Origin of the sequence: Pseudomonas sp. NFPP25 (assembly GCF_900116505.1) — a bacterium.
Classification (GTDB): Bacteria; Pseudomonadota; Gammaproteobacteria; order Pseudomonadales; family Pseudomonadaceae; genus Aquipseudomonas; species Aquipseudomonas protegens.
This window is the reverse complement of sequence record NZ_FPBG01000003.1, coordinates 816,968-835,040: the sequence shown is the minus strand read 5'-3', so window position 1 is coordinate 835,040 and position 18,073 is coordinate 816,968. Positions and strand designations below refer to the sequence as shown.

The following is an 18,073-nucleotide window of genomic DNA, read 5'->3' as shown; positions in this document are numbered from 1 at the left end:
TGCCTGGCCGGCGGCTGGCGCCAATAATGCTCCGCCCCCCTGCCCCTCAAGGAACGATTCCATGCTCCCGCGCCTGCTGTTGTGTACCCTGCTGGGCCTCAGCGCCCCAGCCCTGAGCTTCGCCCAGGAGCCCACCTCGCACCTGGACCAGGTGATCGAGCGCGGCCATCTGACGGTCTGCACCACCGGCGACTACAAGCCCTACAGCTACCTGCGCGACGACGGCCACTACGAAGGCATCGACATCAGCCTGGCCGAATCCCTGGCTGAGAGCCTCGGGGTGCGGGTGAAGTGGGTCAACACCACCTGGAAGGGCCTGATGGCGGACTTCCAGAGCCAACAGTGCGACATCGCCGTCGGCGGTATTTCGGTGTCACTGGAGCGGCAGAAAAAAGCCTTCTTCAGCCAGCCCCTGGGCATCGACGGCAAGATCCCCCTGGTGCGCTGCCAGGATCTCAAGCGCTACCAGACCCTGGAACAGATCAACCAGCCCGAGGTGCGCCTGATCGAGCCACCGGGCGGCACCAACGAAATCTTCGCCCGGGCCCACCTGCCCAAGGCCAGCCTGACCCTGTTCGCCGACAACGTGACGATCTTCGATCAGTTGCTGACCCACCGCGCCGACGTGATGATCACCGACGCCTCGGAGGCGCGCTTCCAGCAACGGCACAAGCCGGGGCTGTGCGCAGTCAACCCCGAGCGCTATCTGCAATACAGCGAGAAGGCCTTTCTCCTGCCTCGGGACGATGTGGCCTGGAAAAGCTACGTCGACCAATGGCTGCACCTGAGCAAGGCCACCGGCGCCTACGACCGGGTGGTCAATCAGTGGCTGGCCGCGCCCTCGTCCTGATCCAGCAGCAACTGCCGGAAAGCCTGGCAGGCGGCGCTGCGATAGGCGCCCTTGCGCCCCAGCAGCACCACGCTGCGCGGCGCCGGTGGTGACTGCAAGGCCAGGGTGCGCAGCCCCGGCTGCTCCCGGGCAATGGAGCTGGGCAGGATGGTCGCCAGTTGCCCGCGCCGGACCATCTCGACAATCGCACTGACCGAATTGGCCTCGGCGGCGATCGGCGGGGCAATGCCCTGCTGCCGGCAATACAGGTCGATGTGCCGGCGGGTGGCGAAGTCGGCGCTGAGCAGCACCAGGGGCTGGCGGCCCAGGGCCTCGGCACTCAAGGGCAGGCGCTCGGGCTGCGGATACTGCGGGCCGACCATCAGGCTCAGGGTCTCGATGAACAGCGCCTGACTCTCGATCTCCGCCAGGTGCTCGCCGGCGAAGGCGATACCCAGGTCCAGGCGGTCTTCGGCCAGGGCCGCCTCCAGGCGGTCCTGGGTCATTTCCTCGATGCTCAGGCCGATTCCCGGGTGCTGCCGGTAAAAGCGGCTGAGCAAGGGCCCGGCCAGGTAGGCGGTAAAGGTCGGGGTCAGTGCCAGGCGCAGCGAGCCGCGGCTCAGGTCCTGCACATCGTGGATCGCCCGCCTGGCCGCCTCCAGGTCCTGCAGGGCGCGGCGGGCATAGGCGACATAGGCCTGGCCGGCATCGGTGAGGCGCACGCTGCGCCCGGAACGGTCGAACAGCGGCGCCCCCAGGCCCTCCTCCAACTGCTTGATCTGTTGCGACAGGGTCGGCTGGGACACATGCAGCGCCTCGGCAGCCCGGGTGAAGTTGCAATGCTCGGCCACGGCCAGCAGGTAACGGATGTGACGCAACAGCATGGGGAATTCCAACTATAGGCTGTACTTATGGAAAGCATAATAAGCCGGTCTTGGACGCTATAGCTGAAAACTTCCATCCTTGCCCCATCAGCGACGCAAGGAGAACCCCATGCAGAACATCATCGACGGCTTCCTCAAGTTCCAGCGCGAAGCCTTTCCCCAACGCAGTGAACTGTTCAAGCAACTGGCCAGCACCCAGAACCCCGGCACCCTGTTCGTCACCTGCTCCGACAGCCGGGTGGTGCCCGAACTGCTGACCCAGCAAGAGCCCGGCGACCTGTTCGTGATCCGCAACGCCGGCAACATCGTGCCCAGCTATGGCCCCGAGCCGGGCGGCGTATCGGCCACCGTGGAATACGCGGTGGCAGTGCTGGGGGTGAGCGACATCGTCATCTGCGGCCACTCCGACTGCGGCGCGATGACCGCCATTTCCACCTGCAAGTGCCTCGACCACCTGCCCGCCGTGGCCAACTGGCTGCGCCATGCCGAGTCGGCCAAGGTGATCAATGCCGCCCGCCAGCACGCCTCGCCCGCCGAGCACCTGGACGCCCTGGTGCGCGACAACGTGATCGCCCAACTGGCCAACCTCAAGACCCATCCTTCGGTGGCCCTGGCCCTGGAACAGGGCCGGCTCAACCTGCATGGCTGGGTCTATGACATCGAGAGCGGCGCCATCGTCGCCCTCGACGGCAACACCCAGCGTTTCGTCTCCCTGGCCGAGTACCCGCACACCTGTGCCCTGGCCAGCCAAGCTTCCAGCGCTGCCTGAGCAGCCCCCGTTTCGTCACTCAAGAGGAGTCACCCCATGCTGCAATCCCAATTCGCCCAAGCTCCACGCCTGGCCCTGGCCGACACCATCATCGACGCCAAGGCGCGCAAGAACCTGTCGTGGCAGGACCTCACCGACGGCACCGGGCTGAGCCTGGCTTTCGTCACCGCCGCCCTGCTGGGCCAGCACGCCCTGCCGGCCACCGCCGCCGACCTGGTGTGCGACAAGCTGGGCCTGGACCAGGACGCCAGCCGCCTGCTGCAGAGCATTCCCCTGCGCGGCAGCATCGCCGGCGGCATCCCCACCGACCCGACCGTGTATCGCTTCTATGAAATGCTCCAGGTCTACGGTTCGACCCTCAAGGCCCTGGTCCACGAGCAGTTCGGCGACGGCATCATCAGCGCCATCAACTTCAAGCTGGACATCAAGAAGGTCGAAGATCCGGAAGGCGGTTCCCGCGCAGTGATCACCCTGGACGGCAAGTACCTGCCGACCAAGCCGTTCTGACCCCGGGTTGCAGGTTGCTTCAGCGGTAGGTGCCTGCCGGGCGTGCGTATCGTCCGGTTTGCGGCCCTGCGGCCCGGATCGCAGCCTGCGGCAGCGGCTACAGGTCCGCGGTGTTATTTAGTTTTTAAATAACACCGCGGACTTTCTGATTTGCCCCCACTCCAGACCGAGCCGCCTAATCGGGTCCTTGTTTGTTGAAGGTCCGACCATGGAAAACGTTCGTGCAACTTCCCGCCCCGCACTCTGGCTGATGGTCAGTGTGATTCTGGTGGCGCTCAATCTGCGTCCGTCGATGGCCGCCGTCGGCCCGCTGCTGTCGGGCATTCGTGGCGATATCCCCTTGAGCTTCAGCCTGGCTTCCCTGCTGACCATGCTGCCGGTCATGGCCATGGGCCTGGCGATGTTCTTCGGCATGGGCATCAGCCAGCGCCTGGGCGAGCACCGCACCGTGGTCCTGTCGCTGCTGGTCATCGGCCTGGCCACGGTCTCGCGGCTGTTCATGGACTCGGCGGCCGAGCTGATTCTCAGCGCGGTGCTGGCCGGCATCGGCATCGCCCTGATCCAGGCACTGCTGCCGGCGCTGATCAAGTCGCGCTTTGCCGACAATGTCTCGTTGTTCATGGGCCTGTACGTCACCTCGATCATGGGCGGTGCAGCGCTGGCCGCGTCGTTCTCGCCCCTGGTGATGAACCACAGTGGCAGTTGGCGCCTGGCCCTGGCGATCTGGGCCGCCCTGGCGCTGCTGGCCCTGGTGTTCTGGTACGCCCAGCGCGCGGCCCTGCCCAGGCTGCCGGGCAAAGGTGGAGCACGGGAGTCCTTTGCCGGTAATCGCCGGGCCTGGCTGCTGGCGGTGTTCTTCGGCCTCGGCACCGCTTCCTACACCTGCGTGCTGGCATGGCTGGCGCCCTACTACGTGGAGAACGGCTGGAGCGAGCAGAACGCGGGCCTGTTACTGGGCTTTCTCACCGCCATGGAAGTGATTTCCGGGCTGGTCACCCCGGCCATCGCCAACCGCAGCCAGGACCGGCGCCTGGTGCTGGTGGCCCTGCTGGTACTGATCATCGCCGGCTTCTGCGGCCTGATCCTCAGCCCCAAACACCTCAGCCTGCTGTGGCCGTGCCTGCTGGGCCTGGGAATCGGCGGGCTGTTTCCCATGAGCCTGATCGTCTCCCTGGACCACCTCAGCGACCCGCGCCGCGCCGGTGGCCTGACCGCTTTCGTGCAGGGCATCGGCTACCTGATTGCCGGGATGTCGCCGTTGCTGGCGGGCATGATCCGCGACCAGCTGGGCAGCTTCGAATGGGCCTGGTGGTCACTGGCCGCGGTGATGCTGGTGATGATCCTCATGGTGCTGCGCTTCGATCCGAAGCATTACCGCCAGCACATCCGCTGAGCCGGGAGAGGCCATCATGAACCCAGTGAACTTCACCCAGGCCAACCTCGGCATGCTGCTGTGGGCGGTGCTGATTGCCGCTTCATTCTTTGCCGCCGCCGAGGTCAGCCAGGCCATCGACCCGGTGCTGCTGACCGCCCTGCGCCTGTTGTTCTCGGCGCTGATGTTCGTGCCTCTGTTGTGGCTCAAGGGTTCGGCGCCCATGACCCTGGCCGGCTTGCGCGCCCATGGGCTGCTGGGCCTGCTGCTGGCGCTGTATTTCGGTTCGCTGTTCGAAGCCCTGCGCTATACCTCGGCGGTCAACACCGGGACCCTGTTCACCCTGGTGCCGCTCCTGACCCTGGTGTTCGAAGCCTGGCTGCTGCCTGGCAGCGGCCAGCGGCGCCGCCTGCTGCCGATGCTGGTGGCGGGGGCCGGGGCGCTGCTGCTGATCCTCAAGGGCGGCGCGCCAGGGCAATTGCCGTCGCTGTACGCCATGGGTATCTACGCCCTGGGCTGCCTGGCCATGGCCGCCTACTCGCCGCTGAGCCAGCGCTTCAAGGCCGGCAGCCTGCAAGGGCGCAGCCCGGCGGCCATGACCTTCTGGAACATGCTGTTCGGATCGCTGTTCCTGTTTGTCGCCAGCCTGGCCAGTGGCGGCTGGCGCAGTGCCGCGCTACTGCGCGGCAACGACCTGCTGTGGCTGCTGTACCTGGCGCTGTTCGCCACCCTGGCAACCTTCTGGCTGCTGCATCGGGCCATCGGCGTCATCGCCCCGTCCACGGTGATTTCCTACATCTACCTGAGCACCCTGTTCCTCACGCTGTTCCACTGGTTGTGGCTGGGCCAGGGGCCACAGTTGACAGAAATGCTCGGTGCCCTGCTGGTGGCCCTGGGCATGCTCGGCCTGGTGCGCGGCAGCCGCCCGACAGCCGCGGCGGCCTGAAATTTACCCGGGACAAGCACCATTGCAGTGCGCGAAACTGCGCAGGTCGTGTTATCGGACATTTATGTCCCGATGCTGTCCGCGAATCCCCGCCCCGGGCATTTAATTAGGACGATCGTTCCGCTAGCATCGATCCGGTTTGCGCGCCACCGGCGCCAGGTGCTCAGCGGGATGGAACGGATGCTCATCAGCAATGTGCTCAGAAAACTCGACATGCAGGACCTCATGGTCTTTATCGCGGTGTACGAGCAAAGCAGTGTCACCGGGGTTTCGGAAACCCTCTGCGTCAGCCAGTCGACCGTCAGCTACTGCCTGAAGAAACTGCGCAACGGCTTCGAGGACGAACTGTTCATCAACACCCGCACCGGCATGCGCCCGACCTACAAGGCCACCAGCATGTACAACCACGTGCTGAGGATCCTGGAGAGCATCAACCTGTGCCACAGCGGTGTGCCGGCCTTCGACCCGACCCGCCAGGCCGTGACCTTCAACCTCTGTGCCCCGGAATACTTCGAGCTGTTGATCCTGCCGCGCCTGCTCAAGGGCTTCGACTACGCCGACCTGCCGGTGACAGTCAACGTGCAGAAGCTGGAAAGTGATATTCCCGCCGAGGACCTGCGCGATGGCAGCGTCGACCTGGTGATCTGTTTCGGGCCCGACTTCCATCGCCGCCACGCCGACTTCAAGTCGCAGATGCTGCTGGAGGACGACCTGGTGTGTGTCTTCGACAAGCGTGCGACCCCGCCCAGGGAACCGCGCTTCAGCCTGCAGTCGTTCATCGAGCGGCGGCACGTGTTTCCCACGCCCTGGACGTCGGACAGCAACATGGTGGACGGCTGGCTGGCGCGCCAGGCCCACAAGCGGCAGATCGTCGCCCGCTCCAACAGCTACAGCGCAGCGCTGAAGATGATCACCGGCACCGACTTCCTCCTCACCCTGCCCCGGCGCATCCAGGCACTGCTGGCCAACGAGGCAGTGTTCAACCATTGCGAGGCCCCCAGCGGCCTGCCGGGATTCAGCCTGGACATGCAGTGGAGCCAGCACACCGATCAGGACAGCGCGCAGACCTGGTTCCGTGAACAGATAGTCAAGGTCTGCGCCGAGCAGGGGCTGGCCTGATCCTCAGCGGCCGACGGCGGCCTTGCTGTAGGACGCGCGGTCGATATCGACGATCTCCACGCACAGTTGCACCTGGACATCCGCCGGCCATGGCGCCAGATCCTGCAACACCGCCAGCAGGCTCTCGGACAACTGCTTCTTGACCTCTGGCGAACGGCCGCTGAGCAAGGCCAGCTTGACGTGGACAAAGCCGCGCTCGCCAATCCCGGTGCCGACCCGGAACGCTTCGACCTTGACTGCGCGGCTCTTGATGTCGAACTCGTCGGAGAACTGCCCGGACGCCACCAGCCCATGATTGAGTCGCAGCAGCGCCTTGTCGACGTCCAGTTGCGGCAGGTTGGCGGTGTATTCCATATGCAGGTGCGGCATGGCAAAGCTCCCGGTCAGTCAGGGGTAAAAAGGCGCTCCATACTACACAACCCGCCCCACGCCGCCGCAGTAGCCGTTAGCCTCATTGCCTGGACGCCGCCCTTTCCCGCAGGGCCAGGGTTTCCCAGGCCGCCACCAGCAGCATCACCAGGGTGGTCAGGCTGCCCAGCGCCAGGGCGGAAAACCACTGGTTCCAGGCCGCAGGCAACAACAGCAGCAAGGCCGCGAGCCCGGCCAGGTGCGACAGCGGCGGCAACGGCCGCTCGTTCATCACCCACTTGAACAGCGCGCAACCGAGCAGGAACAGCCAGGGGCCGCCGACGATCACCAGCACCGCGGCCTGGCTGGCATGCTGCGGGTGCACCAGCACCAGTTCGTCGGCCACCGCACTGACGATGATCCCGGCGACGATCAGCACATGCAGGTAGGTGTAGGCAATACGCGCCTGGCGCCCCGGGTCGCTGGAGTGGGCGATGCGGTGGTGGGCACGCTCGGCGCCGCTGTCGAAATACACCCACCACATGGCAATGCTGCCCAGCACCGCCACCACGAAAGCCAGTACCCCTTCGGCACTGGTGGCCAGCTCGGCGAAGGTGGCGCCGGTGACCAGCAGGGATTCACCCAGGGCGATGATCACGAACAGAGCGCAGCGCTCGGCCATGTGGTTGCCTTCGACATTCCAGTCTTCCAGGGTCGAGCGGCCGAGCCCCGGCACCCAGAAATACAGCGACGGCGACAGCACCTCGATGGCCAGGGCCAGCCCCCAGCACGCCAGGCGCTGCGGGCCTTCGAGCAGGCCACCGGTGATCCAGAAAACGCCCGAGAACATCAGCCACAAGAGGATCCGCTGGAAGTTGCGGGTCATGTTCAGCGGCTCGCCGCGCACTGCCCACAGTGAATAGGCGGTACGCCCCACCTGCATGAACACATAGGCGCCGGCGAACAGCAGCCCACGCTCGCCGAAGGCCTGGGGAATCGACGACGACAGCAGCAACCCGGCCACCATCAGCACGAACAGGCCGAGACGGATCGGCAGGGCTTCCGGGTCCAGCCAGTTGGTGATCCACGAGGTGAAGATCCACACCCACCACACCGCCACCATCAGCAACGCCACCTGCAGCGCTCCGCCCAGGGACAGATGAGCCAGCAGGGAGTGGGACAGTTGGGTCACGGCAAACACGAACACCAGGTCGAAGAACAGCTCGACCATGCCAACCTTGCCGCTGTCGTGGCTGCCACGCCCACGCAACAGGGAACGGGAACGACTCATGGGCACACTCCACCGATCAATGTTTCAACAGACGATCCACACAGCAAAGCAGCCGCCTGTGCCTATGCCAAGCTGGCGGCCTCCGTTCACTGCGCCGCTGTAGCCGCTGCCGCAGGCTGCGACCCGGTCCGCAGGACTGGCAAGGCCCCCACCCGATCCGCCAGGCATACCGCATGGGCAGGTTTGGGTCCCGCTGCGCGGTCCATCGCAGCCTGCGGCAGCGGCTGCAAGGCACGATTAGCTCGCGAGGGGCGCCCGCTCGCTCATGAAGGCTTCCAGCCGCGAGCGCAGCCAGCGTTCGGCGGGGTCGGTGTCCACATGGCTGAGCCAGACCATGGACAGGTCCAGGGTCGGGGTCTTGAACGGAAACGGCTCGCAGCACAGCTGCCCCGAGGCGGCCATGGCGGCGGCGGCATAGTCGGGCAGGCTGGCAATCAGCTTGGTGCCGGCGAGCAGGGCCGGCAGCGAGCTGTACTGGGGCACCGACAACACGACCTGGCGGGTGCGGCCGATCTCCGCCAGCCACTCATCGGCGAAGCCGGCGACATTGGCGGTGTGGGACACCAGCACATGGGGCCGCGCGCAGTACTCATCGAGGGTCAGCGGTGTATCGCTGGCATCGGCCCGCAGCACGCTGGGCTGGATATGCCGCAGCAGCTTGCGCTTGGCGTTGGCCGGCAGGCCGCGGGTCTGGCTGATGCCCACGGTGATATCGCCGGACGCCAGCAGGTCGGGAATCCGCCAGTAGTCCACGTGCTGCACCACGACCACCACTTGCGGCGCTTCCTGGCGCAGGGCCCGCAGCAGGGGGGGCAGCAGGCCGAACTCGACGTCGTCGGACAGGCCGATGCGAAAGGTCATGGTGCTGCTGGCGGGATCGAAATCGTGGGTCAGGCTCAGGGCCGAGGACAGCGCGTCCAGGGCCGGCGACAGGTGCTGGATGATCTGCTCGGCACGAGCCGTGGGCTCCATGCGATGGCCGACGCGAATGAACAGCGGGTCGTTGAACATCGCCCGCAGGCGGTTGAGCGCGGAACTGATGGTGGGCTGGCCGAGGAACAGCTTCTCCGCCACCCGGGTGACATTGCGCTCGAGCATCAGCGCCTCGAACACCACCATCAGGTTGATATCGGCCTTGCGCAGTTCATTGCGATTCATTGATGTTGCCCCCGGTCCCCAGACGGGAAGCAGTGTAGAAAGGCCGGAGGGCTGGCGTCCAGGCAAGATCTGCCAAGCGACGCCAACCCCGGGCAGACCTCAGGCGGAGTTTCTCGCCAGCCCACTCGCCCTTTGCTCACAGCGGTCCTCCTGGCCCTGGCGCAAACGCAGGGCCGCCAATGCCGCCACCAGCAGCACCAGGGCAATCACCTTGAGGCCATTCATGGCATTGCCGGTGCTCATCTCGATCGCGCCCATCACCGAAGGGCCGACAAAACCGCCCAGCAGCCCGCAGGAATTGACGAAGCCCAGGCCACCCGCCAACGCCGCGCCTTTGAGCCGTGAAGCCGGGTACAGGAAGATGATCGACTGCACCACGAAGAACATCAGCGCCGCCACGCAGAACCCCAGCAGGCTGAACACCGGCCCGGAAAACGCCGCGATCGACAGCCCCGCCGCCATCACCAGCAAGCCACAGACCAGCAGGCGCCGCGAGCGTTGCGGGCTGTTGGCCAGCCGGGGCAAGGCGATAGCCCCGACGGCTGCGGCGATCCAGGGCAGCGAGGTCAAAAGGCCAACGCTCATGATGCTCAGGTTGCCGTACTTGCCGATGATGCTGGGGAGGAAAAAGATCACGGTGTAGATGGTGATCTGATGGCAGAAGTAGACAAAGATCGCCAGCAGGATCTGTGGCGTGAAGCATTGCCGGAACGAGTGCCCGCCCTGCCCCGCGCCCTCGTCGGCTTCCCGGGCCAGGCGCTGTTCGATGGCCGCCGCTTCCTCGGCGCTCAGCCAGGGAGCACGGCTCGGGCGGTCCGGCAGGCGCCGCCATACCACCCAGGCGAAGAACACCGCCGGCAGGCCTTCGAGCAGGAACATCCACTGCCAGCCGTGCCAGCCCAAAAGGCCGTCCATCTTCATCAGCGCCGCGCCCAGCGGGCCGCCAATGATATTGGCCAGGCACACCCCCAGCAGGAAATAGCCGGTGGCCCGGGCCCGCTGCTGGCGGTCGAACCAGTAGGTCAGGTACAGCATGACCCCGGGAAACAGCCCGGCCTCGGCGATCCCCAGCAGCAGGCGCAGCACATAGAAGGAGGTCTCGCCCTGGACGAAAGCCATGGCGGCGGAGATCAGCCCCCAGGTCACCATGATCCGGGCGATCCAGAAGCGCGCGCCGACCTTGTGCATGATCAGGTTGCTCGGCACTTCGGACAGCGCATAGGTGAGGAAGAACAATCCGGCCCCCAGCCCGTAGGCCGCAGCGGAAATCCCCAGGTCCACATCCAGCTGATGCTTGGCCAGGGCGATATTGGTGCGGTCGAGAAAACTCAGGACATAGGCCGCGATCAGCAGCGGCATCAGCTTGAGGAACATCAGCCGGGTCAGTTGTTGCGGGTCCCGGGGCGGCGCGGCGGTTGCAGTGTTCATGGGCATATCCCTTTGTAATTGTTATGCGGGATCGCCAGCGCCCGGAAGGCGCCGGCAGCGGGCCTGCGGGGCTTAGAACGCGACCTGATCGCGCCCCTTGAGCCCGAGCAGGGTGCGGGCTTCGTCCGCCGTCGCCACCCGGCCGCCCAGGGCCTCGATGACGCTGCGGATGCGTCGTACCTGGTCGGCGTTGCTCGCCGCCAGCTTGCCGGGGCCGTCCCACAGCGAGTCCTCCAGGCCGACCCGGGCATGGCTGCCCATGGCCAGGCCCATGGTCGCCAGGGGAATCTGGTTGCGCCCGGCGCCGAGGATCGACCAGTGATAGGCATCGCCGAACAGCCGGTCAGCGGTGCGGCGCATGTGTGCCAGGTCCTCGGGGTGGCCGCCGATGCCGCCCCGCAGGCCGAACACCGACTGGATGAACAGCGGCGCCTTGAGCAGGCCGCGCTCCAGGAAATGCGCAGCGGTGTAGAGGTGGCCGATGTCGTAGCACTCGATCTCGAAGCGCGTGCGGTTCTCGGCACAGGCACTGAGGATATGGGCGATATCGCGGAAGGTATTGCGGAAAATCCGGTCGTCGCTTTCCTCCAGGTACGGCCGCTCCCAGTCGTGCTTGAACTCGGTGAAGCGGTTGAGCATTTCGTACAGGCCGAAGTTCATCGAGCCCATGTTCAGCGAGGCCAGTTCCGGCTTGAACTCCAGCACCGGTTGCAGGCGCTCCTCGACACCCATGGTCGGCGCGCCGCCGGTGGTGAGGTTGATCACCACGTCGCAGGCGGCCTTGATCTGCGGCAGGAAGCGCCGGAACAGCTCGGGGTCCTGGCTCGGCCGGCCGTCCTCCGGGTCCCGGGCGTGCAGGTGGACGATGGCCGCCCCGGCCTCCGCGGCGGCGATGGCCTCGGCGGCGATCTCCCCGGCCGTGACCGGCAGGTGGGGTGACATGGACGGGGTATGAATGGCACCGGTAACGGCGCAAGTGATGATGACGGGTGTTTTTCCAGGCATGACGGTACTCCGACTTTTATTCTTGATGAAAAAAATCCCAGGGTGTCGCTACAGGTTTCAGCGCCGGCGGTCCTCGCCGGCGCGGCCGGCCGGCGGGAGCTAGAGGTATTCGACGTTGCCGTCGACGCTGATCGCCTGGCCGGTGACGTTGCATGCCGCCGGCGAACAGAGGAACAGCGCCATGGCCGCCACGTCTTCGGCACTGACCATGCGCTTGAGGGAGATCTTCTCCAGGTACTGCTCGCGCATCTGCGCCACCGGTACCCCGGTCTGTTCGGCCCGGGCCTGGATCACCGCCTCCATCCGCGGCCCCTCGACTATCCCCGGCAACAGCGCGTTGACCCGGATATCGCTGGCACCCAGCTCCGCCGCCAAAGACTTCATCAACCCGACAATCGCCCATTTGGTAGCGGCATAGGGCGTGCGCCAGGCGTAGCCCAGGCGCCCGGCCACGGAGGCGATGTGCAGCAGGTGGGCCTTGTCCGAGGCCTTGAGCAGGGGCACCGCGTGGTGGGCGAAGCGGTATTGCGCGGTCAGGTTGATATCGATGGTGCGCTGCCAGTCGGCATCGCTGACGGCATCGATGCCCGCGGTCGGCCCGGCAATGCCGGCGTTGTTGACCAGCACATCGAGGCCACCGAAGTGCTGCACCTGAAGCTTGAACAAGGCTTCGATCTGTGCCGGGTCGGCGACATCGGTACGGGTTGCCAGGGCCTCGGGGTAGCGATCGCGAAAGGCCGCCAGGGCCGCTTCACTGACATCGCACACATGCACCTGGGCGCCGGCTTCAAGGTAGGCAGCGGCCAGCACTTCACCGATGCCCGCCGCGCCACCGGAAATCATCACCCGCAAGCCCGGATAAGGCTGCAAACGCTGAAGGATGCTCATGCCCGGCCTCCTTTACGCTGTGCTGCACCGTCGCTCTTGGCCAGCAGGCGGCCCAGGGAATCCGCCGCCTGCATGATGTCGTCGGTGACCGCTGCTCGCGCCGCCGGGCCATCGCCGGCGACCAGGGCCTCGACGATTCGGTTGTGGGCTTCCATGGAACGTTGCAGGTGGGCCTTGTCCGGCGCCACCAGGGCGAAGCAGGGGCCCATGTGCAGCCAGAAGTTCTCCACGGCGGCCATGGTCAGTTCGGCCCGGGCCACCGCATAGATGCGCCGGTGGAAAGCGAAGTTGGTCCACAGGTAGCGGGAGACATCCACCTCGTCGGCGGCCTTTTGCATCTGCCGGCAGAGATCGGCGATCTCCTGCATATCGGCCTTGTGCAGATGCTGCACGGCCTTTTCCGCCAGCAGCCCCTCCAGGGCCACCCGTGCATCACGGATTTCCCGCAGGCGCTCCACCGTCATCATGCGTACCCGCAGGCGGGAGGTTTCCGTGACCTCGAAGGCATTTTCCGCACTCAAGCGCTGCAGGGCTTCGCGCACCGGCATCGGGCTGGAACCCAGGGCTTCGGCCAGGCCACGAATGGTCAGTTTCTGGCCGGGCTGGAATCGGCCACTCATCAAGGCTTCGCGAATCTGTCGATACACCTGTTCCTGCAAGGTATCGCGAGAAACCTGACGCAAGGTAGGCAGGGGGATAGGACCTTCGGACATGGGGGGGACACCTGTGTTGTGATTCTTGTGGGCAGCAATATGTGATCACAAATCAAATATGTCAAATATTCATCCTCACGTCTCTGAAGCAATCAAGGGCTTAAATCAAGTAAAAAGAATCTTTTTATTCCGCACTGCGAAATATCATTCCGTATTGACCCACTAATTTATTGATGACAGGATTATTTTCACCAGCCGATTCAAACAGCGGAATCCAATCCTGATTTCCGTTCAGCGCCCGGAGCCCCCTGGGCAACCATCGGCCTCACGCTGCCCTTTCCTCCGGAGACTGCTGCAATGAGTCGCGACACCGCCCAGCCCTCTGTGGCATCCGCCCTGCACGGCAACATCCTGGTCCTTACCCTCGACAACCCGCCGGTGAACGCCCTTGGCGTGGAGGTCAGGCGCGGGCTGCTGGCCGCCATGGACAGCGCCGCCGACGATCCGACGGTGGCCGCCATCCTGCTGGTCGGCGCCGGGCGCCACTTCTGTGGCGGCGCCGATATTCGCGAATTCGGCCAGGCGCCCCAGGCCCCGGCATTGCCAGCGGTGGTCAAGCGCATCGAGGACAGCGCCAAACCGGTGGTGGCGGCCATCCAGGGCGTGGCACTGGGAGGCGGCCTGGAAGTGGCCCTGGCGGCCCACTACCGCCTGGCCCTGGGCAGCGCCCGCCTCGGCCTGCCGGAAGTGCTGCTCGGCCTGCTGCCCGGGGCCGGTGGCACTCAGCGCCTGCCACGCCTGATCGGTGCCCGGGCGGCCCTGGAACTGATGCTCAGCGGCCGTCACCTGAATGCCCGGGAGGCCCTCGACCTGGGGGTGGTGGACCGCCTGGCGGAGGGTGAGGATGCCCTGGCTGCCGGCCTGGCCTATGCCCGCGAGCTGGTGGACAGCCATGCCGGCGTGCGGCGCACCCGGGACGCCCGGGCCCTGGGCGATCAGCATCTGCAACGCGAACAGATCAACGCCGCCCGCGAACAGCTCACGCACAAGGCCAAGGGCCTGCTGTCGCCGCAGAACATCATTCGTGCGGTCGAGGCGGCCCTTGACCGGCCCTTCGATCAAGGCCTGGAGGAAGAACGCCGGCTGTTCCAGGAATGCCTCGACAGCCCGCAGCGTGCCGGGCTGGTACACGCCTTTTTCGCCGAGCGCGAAGTGCTCAAGGCCCCGGAAACCCGCATCGCCCAGCCTCGCCCCATCGAACAGGTGGCCGTGGTCGGCGGCGGCACCATGGGCGCCGGCATCGCTGTCTCGGCCCTCGACGCCGGCCTGCAGGTCACCATGATCGAGCGCGACCAGCAGGCCCTGGACCGCGGCCGGGGCAACGTCGAGAAGGTCTATGACGGGCTGATCGAAAAAGGCCGCCTGGATGCCGCCGGCAAGGCCGCGACCCTGGCCCGCTTCCGCGCCAGCCTGGACTACCAGGACCTGGCCCGGGCCGACCTGGTGATCGAGGCGGTGTTCGAGGACATGGCCGCCAAGCAGGCGGTGTTCAAGGAACTGGACCGGGTGTGCAAACCTGGCGCGGTACTGGCCAGCAACACCTCCTACCTGGACCTCAACGCCATCGCCGACAGCGTCTCGCGGCCTGCCGATGTCATCGGGCTGCACTTCTTCTCCCCCGCCAACATCATGAAGCTGCTGGAGATCGTGGTCCCGGCCAAGGTCGCACCGGACGTGGTGGCCACGGCCTTCGAACTGGCGAAGAAACTGCGCAAGGTGCCGGTGCGTGCCGGGGTCTGCGATGGTTTCATCGGCAACCGGATCCTCGCGGTCTACCGCCAGGCGGCGGACTACATGATGGAGGACGGCGCTTCGCCCTATCAGATCGACCAGGCCCTGCGCGACTTCGGCTTCCCCATGGGGCCCTTCCAGGTGGCCGACCTGGCCGGCGGCGACATCGGCTGGGCGACGCGCAAACGCAAGGCCGCCACCCGCAATCCCGACGCGCGCTACGTGCAGATTGCCGACCGCCTGTGCGAGCGCGGCTGGTTCGGACACAAGACCGGCCGTGGCTACTACCTCTATGCCCAGGGCCCGCGCAACGCCACCCAGGACCCGGAAGTCCTGGCCATCATCGACGCCGAGCGGGCCCGGGCCGGCATCACGCCCCGCCCCTTCGGCAACCCGGAGATCCTGCGGCGCTACATGGCGGCGATGATCAACGAAGGCGCCAACGTGGTGCACGAAGGCATCGCCCTGCGCCCCCTGGATGTGGACATCACCTTTATCCATGGCTACGGCTTCCCGCGCTATCGCGGTGGCCCGCTCAAGTACGCCGACCAGTACGGCCTGCCCCAGGTGCTGGCGGACATCCGCGAATTCGCCGAACAAGACCCGCTGTTCTGGAAAGCCTCGCCACTGCTGGAGCAGTTGGTGGAGCGCGGCGAGAACTTCGACAGCCTCAACCACAGCCATTGACTCAAGGAGCACGCGCCATGCGCGAAGCCGTCATCGTATCCACCGCACGCACGCCCCTGACGAAGGCCCACCGCGGCGAATTCAACATCACTCCCGGCCCGACCCTCGCCGCTTTCGCGGTACGCGCCGCCGTGGAACGGGCCGGCATCGACCCGGGGCTGATCGAGGACGCCATCCTCGGTTGTGGCTACGGCGAAGGCACCACCGGGCGCAACGTCGCGCGCCTGGCGGTGGTCCGCGCCGGCCTGCCCATCGGCATCGCCGGCACCACGGTGAACCGCTTCTGCGCCTCCGGCTTGCAGGCCATCGCCATGGCCGCCGGGCGTATCGTGGTCGATGGCGCCCCCGCCATCATTGCCGGTGGCGTGGAAAGCATCTCGCAGATCCGCGGCCGCGGCAGCGACGACCCGGACCTCGATCCCTGGCTTGTGCAGCACAAGCCGGAGCTGTTCCTGCCGATGATCGAGACCGCGGACATCGTCGCCGCGCGCTACGGCATCAGCCGCGAGGCCCAGGACCGTTTCTCGCTGCGCAGCCAGCACAAGACCGAAGCGGCGCAACGGGCCGGGCACTACCGCGAGGAAATCATTCCCTGCACCACCACCATGGCCGTGACCGACAAGCAGAGCGGCGAGGTCAGCCAGCACCAGGTCACGGTGGACGCCGACACCTGCAACCGCCCGGGGAGCACTTACGAGGCCCTGGCCAAACTGGAACCGGTGCTGGGCCCACAGCGCTTCATCAGCGCCGGCAACGCCTCGCAACTGTCCGACGGCGCCTCGGCCTGCGTACTGATGGAGGCCCGTGAAGCGGCCCGCGCCAACCTGCAACCGCTGGGCGTGTTCCGTGGCATGGCGGTGGCCGGTTGCGAACCCGACGAAATGGGCATCGGCCCGGTGTTCGCCGTACCCCGGCTGCTGGCCCGGCACGGCCTCAAGGTGGACGACATCGGCCTCTGGGAACTCAACGAAGCCTTCGCCTCCCAGGCGCTCTATTGCCAGCAGCGGCTGGGCATCGCCGATGAATGCCTGAACGTCAACGGCGGGGCCATCGCCCTCGGCCACCCGTTCGGCATGACTGGTGCGCGCCTGGCCGGCCATGTGCTGCTCGAAGGTCGGCGCCGCGGGGTCAAGTACGCCGTGGTCAGCATGTGCATTGCCGGCGGCATGGGCGCCGCCGCGCTGTTCGAAATCTATTGAGGACGCCGACATGGACCTGAGTTTCACCCCCCAAGAAGAAGCCTTCCGCAATCAGGTGCAGGCCTTCCTCGCCGAACACTTGCCCAGCGAACTGAGTGACAAGGTGGCCAATGGCGAACGCCTGTCCAAGGCCGACATGGAGCATTGGCATTCGACCCTCAACACCCGCGGCTGGCTGGCCAACCACTGGCCCGAGGCCTTTGGCGGGCCGGGCTGGAGCGCCGTGGAGAAATTCATCTTCGAACTCGAATGCGGCCTGGCCAACGCGCCGCGCATCGTGCCGTTCGGGGTCAACATGCTGGGCCCGGTGCTGATCAAGTACGGCACCCCACAGCAGCAGGACTACTGGCTGCCGCGCATCCTCGACGGCCGCCACTGGTGGTGCCAGGGCTATTCGGAACCCGGTGCCGGCTCGGACCTGGCGGCGGTCAAGACCACGGCGGTGCGCGACGGCGATCACTATGTGGTCAACGGCCAGAAGACCTGGACCACCCTGGGCCAGCACGCCAACATGATTTTCTGCCTGGTGCGCACCGACCGCGAGGCCAAGCCCCAGGAAGGCATCAGCTTCCTGCTGATCGACATGGCCAGCCCCGGGGTCGAGGTGCGTCCGATCATCACCCTGGAAGGCGACCACGAGATCAACGAGGTGTTTTTCACCGACGTGCGGGTGCCGGTGGCCAACCTGGTGGGCGAGGAAAACAAGGGCTGGACCTGTGCCAAGTACCTGTTGACCTACGAGCGCACCAACATTGCCGGGGTCGGCTTGTCCATGGCCGCGCTGCAACGCCTCAAGCGCGTGGCAGCACAGCGCACCCGCAATGGCCGGCCGCTGCTGGAAGACCCGCAGTTCGCTGCACGCCTGGCCCGGGTCGAGATCGACCTTGAGAACATGAAGACCACCAACCTGCGGGTGATCGCAGCGGTGGCCGGTGGCGGCGCGCCCGGCGCGGAAAGCTCGATGCTGAAGATCTGCGGCACGGAAATCCGCCAGGAGCTCACCGCTCTGCTGCGCCGGGCCATGGGCCCCGCCGCCCGGGTCATGCAGGACGCAGGCGACACCGGGGCGATGGATCTGGGCCCGGCCTTCGCCAGTAGCGCGGCGGCGCAGTACTTCAACAATCGCAAGCTGTCGATCTTCGGCGGCTCCAATGAAATCCAGAAAAACATCATTTCGAAAATGATTCTCGGGCTCTGAG

General features: G+C 66.1%; 17 protein-coding genes. 9 read left to right on the top strand and 8 right to left on the bottom strand.

Going from position 1 to position 18,073, the window contains the following annotated elements; translation table 11 throughout:
• The first annotated feature begins 61 nt into the window (after positions 1 to 61).
• Positions 62 to 850, top strand: coding sequence for a transporter substrate-binding domain-containing protein (locus BM382_RS15900; protein WP_019093311.1), 789 nt, complete (start codon positions 62 to 64; stop codon positions 848 to 850).
• Here BM382_RS15900 and cynR read toward each other — a convergent pair.
• Entirely contained in the window at positions 823 to 1,713 is an 891-nt protein-coding gene (gene cynR / locus BM382_RS15895; RefSeq protein ID WP_011059830.1) for a transcriptional regulator CynR, read from the bottom strand. The two genes, BM382_RS15900 and cynR, sit on opposite strands and share 28 nt — an antisense overlap.
• 109 nt (positions 1,714 to 1,822) lie before the next feature.
• On the opposite strand from cynR, the gene BM382_RS15890 reads away from it, so the two are divergent.
• The 5 genes from BM382_RS15890 to BM382_RS15870 all read left to right on the top strand — a co-directional run bounded on the left by BM382_RS15890 (position 1,823) and on the right by BM382_RS15870 (position 6,426).
• Positions 1,823 to 2,482, top strand: a complete 660-nt coding sequence (locus BM382_RS15890) for a carbonic anhydrase (RefSeq protein ID WP_011059829.1) — start codon at positions 1,823 to 1,825, stop codon at positions 2,480 to 2,482.
• 36 nt (positions 2,483 to 2,518) lie between these two features.
• Positions 2,519 to 2,989 carry a cyanase gene (gene cynS / locus BM382_RS15885; protein WP_011059828.1) on the top strand — a complete coding sequence of 157 codons (471 nt, stop codon included), beginning with the start codon at positions 2,519 to 2,521 and terminating at the stop codon, positions 2,987 to 2,989.
• Positions 2,990 to 3,197: 208 nt separating this feature from the next.
• On the top strand, positions 3,198 to 4,382 hold the full coding sequence (locus BM382_RS15880) for a cyanate transporter (RefSeq protein WP_072443277.1): 1,185 nt from the start codon (positions 3,198 to 3,200) through the stop codon (positions 4,380 to 4,382).
• A gap of 16 nt (positions 4,383 to 4,398) precedes the next feature.
• The gene (locus BM382_RS15875; RefSeq protein ID WP_072443275.1) at positions 4,399 to 5,307 is read left to right on the top strand and encodes a DMT family transporter; all 909 of its coding nucleotides are present in this window, start codon (positions 4,399 to 4,401) and stop codon (positions 5,305 to 5,307) included.
• 180 nt (positions 5,308 to 5,487) lie between these two features.
• Positions 5,488 to 6,426 carry a LysR family transcriptional regulator gene (locus tag BM382_RS15870; protein ID WP_041752006.1) on the top strand — a complete coding sequence of 313 codons (939 nt, stop codon included), beginning with the start codon at positions 5,488 to 5,490 and terminating at the stop codon, positions 6,424 to 6,426.
• Positions 6,427 to 6,429: 3 nt separating this feature from the next.
• Here BM382_RS15870 and BM382_RS15865 read toward each other — a convergent pair whose 3' ends face one another.
• From BM382_RS15865 to BM382_RS15835, 7 genes are all read right to left on the bottom strand, one after another.
• Complete coding sequence (locus BM382_RS15865; protein ID WP_011059824.1) at positions 6,430 to 6,795, bottom strand: 5-carboxymethyl-2-hydroxymuconate Delta-isomerase; 366 nt, start codon at positions 6,793 to 6,795, stop codon at positions 6,430 to 6,432.
• Between the two features lie 82 nt (positions 6,796 to 6,877).
• Positions 6,878 to 8,065, bottom strand: coding sequence for a low temperature requirement protein A (locus BM382_RS15860; RefSeq protein WP_015634542.1), 1,188 nt, complete (start codon positions 8,063 to 8,065; stop codon positions 6,878 to 6,880).
• A 237-nt stretch (positions 8,066 to 8,302) separates the two neighbouring features.
• Entirely contained in the window at positions 8,303 to 9,223 is a 921-nt protein-coding gene (locus tag BM382_RS15855; protein ID WP_072443273.1) for a LysR substrate-binding domain-containing protein, read from the bottom strand.
• Positions 9,224 to 9,322: 99 nt separating this feature from the next.
• Positions 9,323 to 10,657, bottom strand: a complete 1,335-nt coding sequence (locus BM382_RS15850; protein WP_041752004.1) for an MFS transporter — start codon at positions 10,655 to 10,657, stop codon at positions 9,323 to 9,325.
• 66 nt (positions 10,658 to 10,723) lie between these two features.
• Positions 10,724 to 11,656 (bottom strand): 3,5-dioxohexanoate:acetyl-CoA acetone transferase, encoded by a 933-nt coding sequence (locus BM382_RS15845; protein ID WP_011059820.1) that lies wholly within the window; start codon positions 11,654 to 11,656, stop codon positions 10,724 to 10,726.
• 99 nt (positions 11,657 to 11,755) lie between these two features.
• Entirely contained in the window at positions 11,756 to 12,544 is a 789-nt protein-coding gene (locus BM382_RS15840) for an SDR family oxidoreductase (RefSeq protein WP_011059819.1), read from the bottom strand.
• The gene (locus BM382_RS15835) at positions 12,541 to 13,257 is read right to left on the bottom strand and encodes a GntR family transcriptional regulator (protein ID WP_011059818.1); all 717 of its coding nucleotides are present in this window, start codon (positions 13,255 to 13,257) and stop codon (positions 12,541 to 12,543) included. Before BM382_RS15835 ends, BM382_RS15840 begins: the two co-directional genes overlap by 4 nt.
• Positions 13,258 to 13,554: 297 nt before the next feature.
• Between BM382_RS15835 and BM382_RS15830 the strand changes: the two genes are divergently transcribed.
• The 3 genes from BM382_RS15830 to BM382_RS15820 are packed head-to-tail and all read left to right on the top strand — an operon-like array spanning position 13,555 to position 18,072.
• On the top strand, positions 13,555 to 15,675 hold the full coding sequence (locus BM382_RS15830) for a 3-hydroxyacyl-CoA dehydrogenase NAD-binding domain-containing protein (RefSeq protein WP_072443270.1): 2,121 nt from the start codon (positions 13,555 to 13,557) through the stop codon (positions 15,673 to 15,675).
• A gap of 17 nt (positions 15,676 to 15,692) precedes the next feature.
• Positions 15,693 to 16,874 carry an acetyl-CoA C-acyltransferase gene (locus BM382_RS15825; protein WP_015634539.1) on the top strand — a complete coding sequence of 394 codons (1,182 nt, stop codon included), beginning with the start codon at positions 15,693 to 15,695 and terminating at the stop codon, positions 16,872 to 16,874.
• 10 nt (positions 16,875 to 16,884) lie between these two features.
• On the top strand, positions 16,885 to 18,072 hold the full coding sequence (locus BM382_RS15820; RefSeq protein WP_011059815.1) for an acyl-CoA dehydrogenase family protein: 1,188 nt from the start codon (positions 16,885 to 16,887) through the stop codon (positions 18,070 to 18,072).
• Position 18,073: the final 1 nt, after the last annotated feature.

What these genes read in the sequence shown, in the direction of transcription:
- BM382_RS15820 (WP_011059815.1), top strand. Translation starts at nt 16,885, where the DNA reads ATGGACCTGAGTTTCACCCCCCAAGAAGAAGCCTTCCGCAATCAGGTG.
- BM382_RS15890 (WP_011059829.1), top strand. Translation starts at nt 1,823, where the DNA reads ATGCAGAACATCATCGACGGCTTCCTCAAGTTCCAGCGCGAAGCCTTT.
- BM382_RS15835 (WP_011059818.1), bottom strand. Translation starts at nt 13,257, where the DNA reads ATGTCCGAAGGTCCTATCCCCCTGCCTACCTTGCGTCAGGTTTCTCGC.
- BM382_RS15845 (WP_011059820.1), bottom strand. Translation starts at nt 11,656, where the DNA reads ATGCCTGGAAAAACACCCGTCATCATCACTTGCGCCGTTACCGGTGCC.
- cynS (WP_011059828.1), top strand. Translation starts at nt 2,519, where the DNA reads ATGCTGCAATCCCAATTCGCCCAAGCTCCACGCCTGGCCCTGGCCGAC.
- BM382_RS15830 (WP_072443270.1), top strand. Translation starts at nt 13,555, where the DNA reads ATGAGTCGCGACACCGCCCAGCCCTCTGTGGCATCCGCCCTGCACGGC.
- BM382_RS15880 (WP_072443277.1), top strand. Translation starts at nt 3,198, where the DNA reads ATGGAAAACGTTCGTGCAACTTCCCGCCCCGCACTCTGGCTGATGGTC.
- BM382_RS15865 (WP_011059824.1), bottom strand. Translation starts at nt 6,795, where the DNA reads ATGCCGCACCTGCATATGGAATACACCGCCAACCTGCCGCAACTGGAC.
- BM382_RS15900 (WP_019093311.1), top strand. Translation starts at nt 62, where the DNA reads ATGCTCCCGCGCCTGCTGTTGTGTACCCTGCTGGGCCTCAGCGCCCCA.
- BM382_RS15840 (WP_011059819.1), bottom strand. Translation starts at nt 12,544, where the DNA reads ATGAGCATCCTTCAGCGTTTGCAGCCTTATCCGGGCTTGCGGGTGATG.
- BM382_RS15825 (WP_015634539.1), top strand. Translation starts at nt 15,693, where the DNA reads ATGCGCGAAGCCGTCATCGTATCCACCGCACGCACGCCCCTGACGAAG.
- cynR (WP_011059830.1), bottom strand. Translation starts at nt 1,713, where the DNA reads ATGCTGTTGCGTCACATCCGTTACCTGCTGGCCGTGGCCGAGCATTGC.
- BM382_RS15850 (WP_041752004.1), bottom strand. Translation starts at nt 10,657, where the DNA reads ATGCCCATGAACACTGCAACCGCCGCGCCGCCCCGGGACCCGCAACAA.
- BM382_RS15855 (WP_072443273.1), bottom strand. Translation starts at nt 9,223, where the DNA reads ATGAATCGCAATGAACTGCGCAAGGCCGATATCAACCTGATGGTGGTG.
- BM382_RS15860 (WP_015634542.1), bottom strand. Translation starts at nt 8,065, where the DNA reads ATGAGTCGTTCCCGTTCCCTGTTGCGTGGGCGTGGCAGCCACGACAGC.
- BM382_RS15875 (WP_072443275.1), top strand. Translation starts at nt 4,399, where the DNA reads ATGAACCCAGTGAACTTCACCCAGGCCAACCTCGGCATGCTGCTGTGG.
- BM382_RS15870 (WP_041752006.1), top strand. Translation starts at nt 5,488, where the DNA reads ATGCTCATCAGCAATGTGCTCAGAAAACTCGACATGCAGGACCTCATG.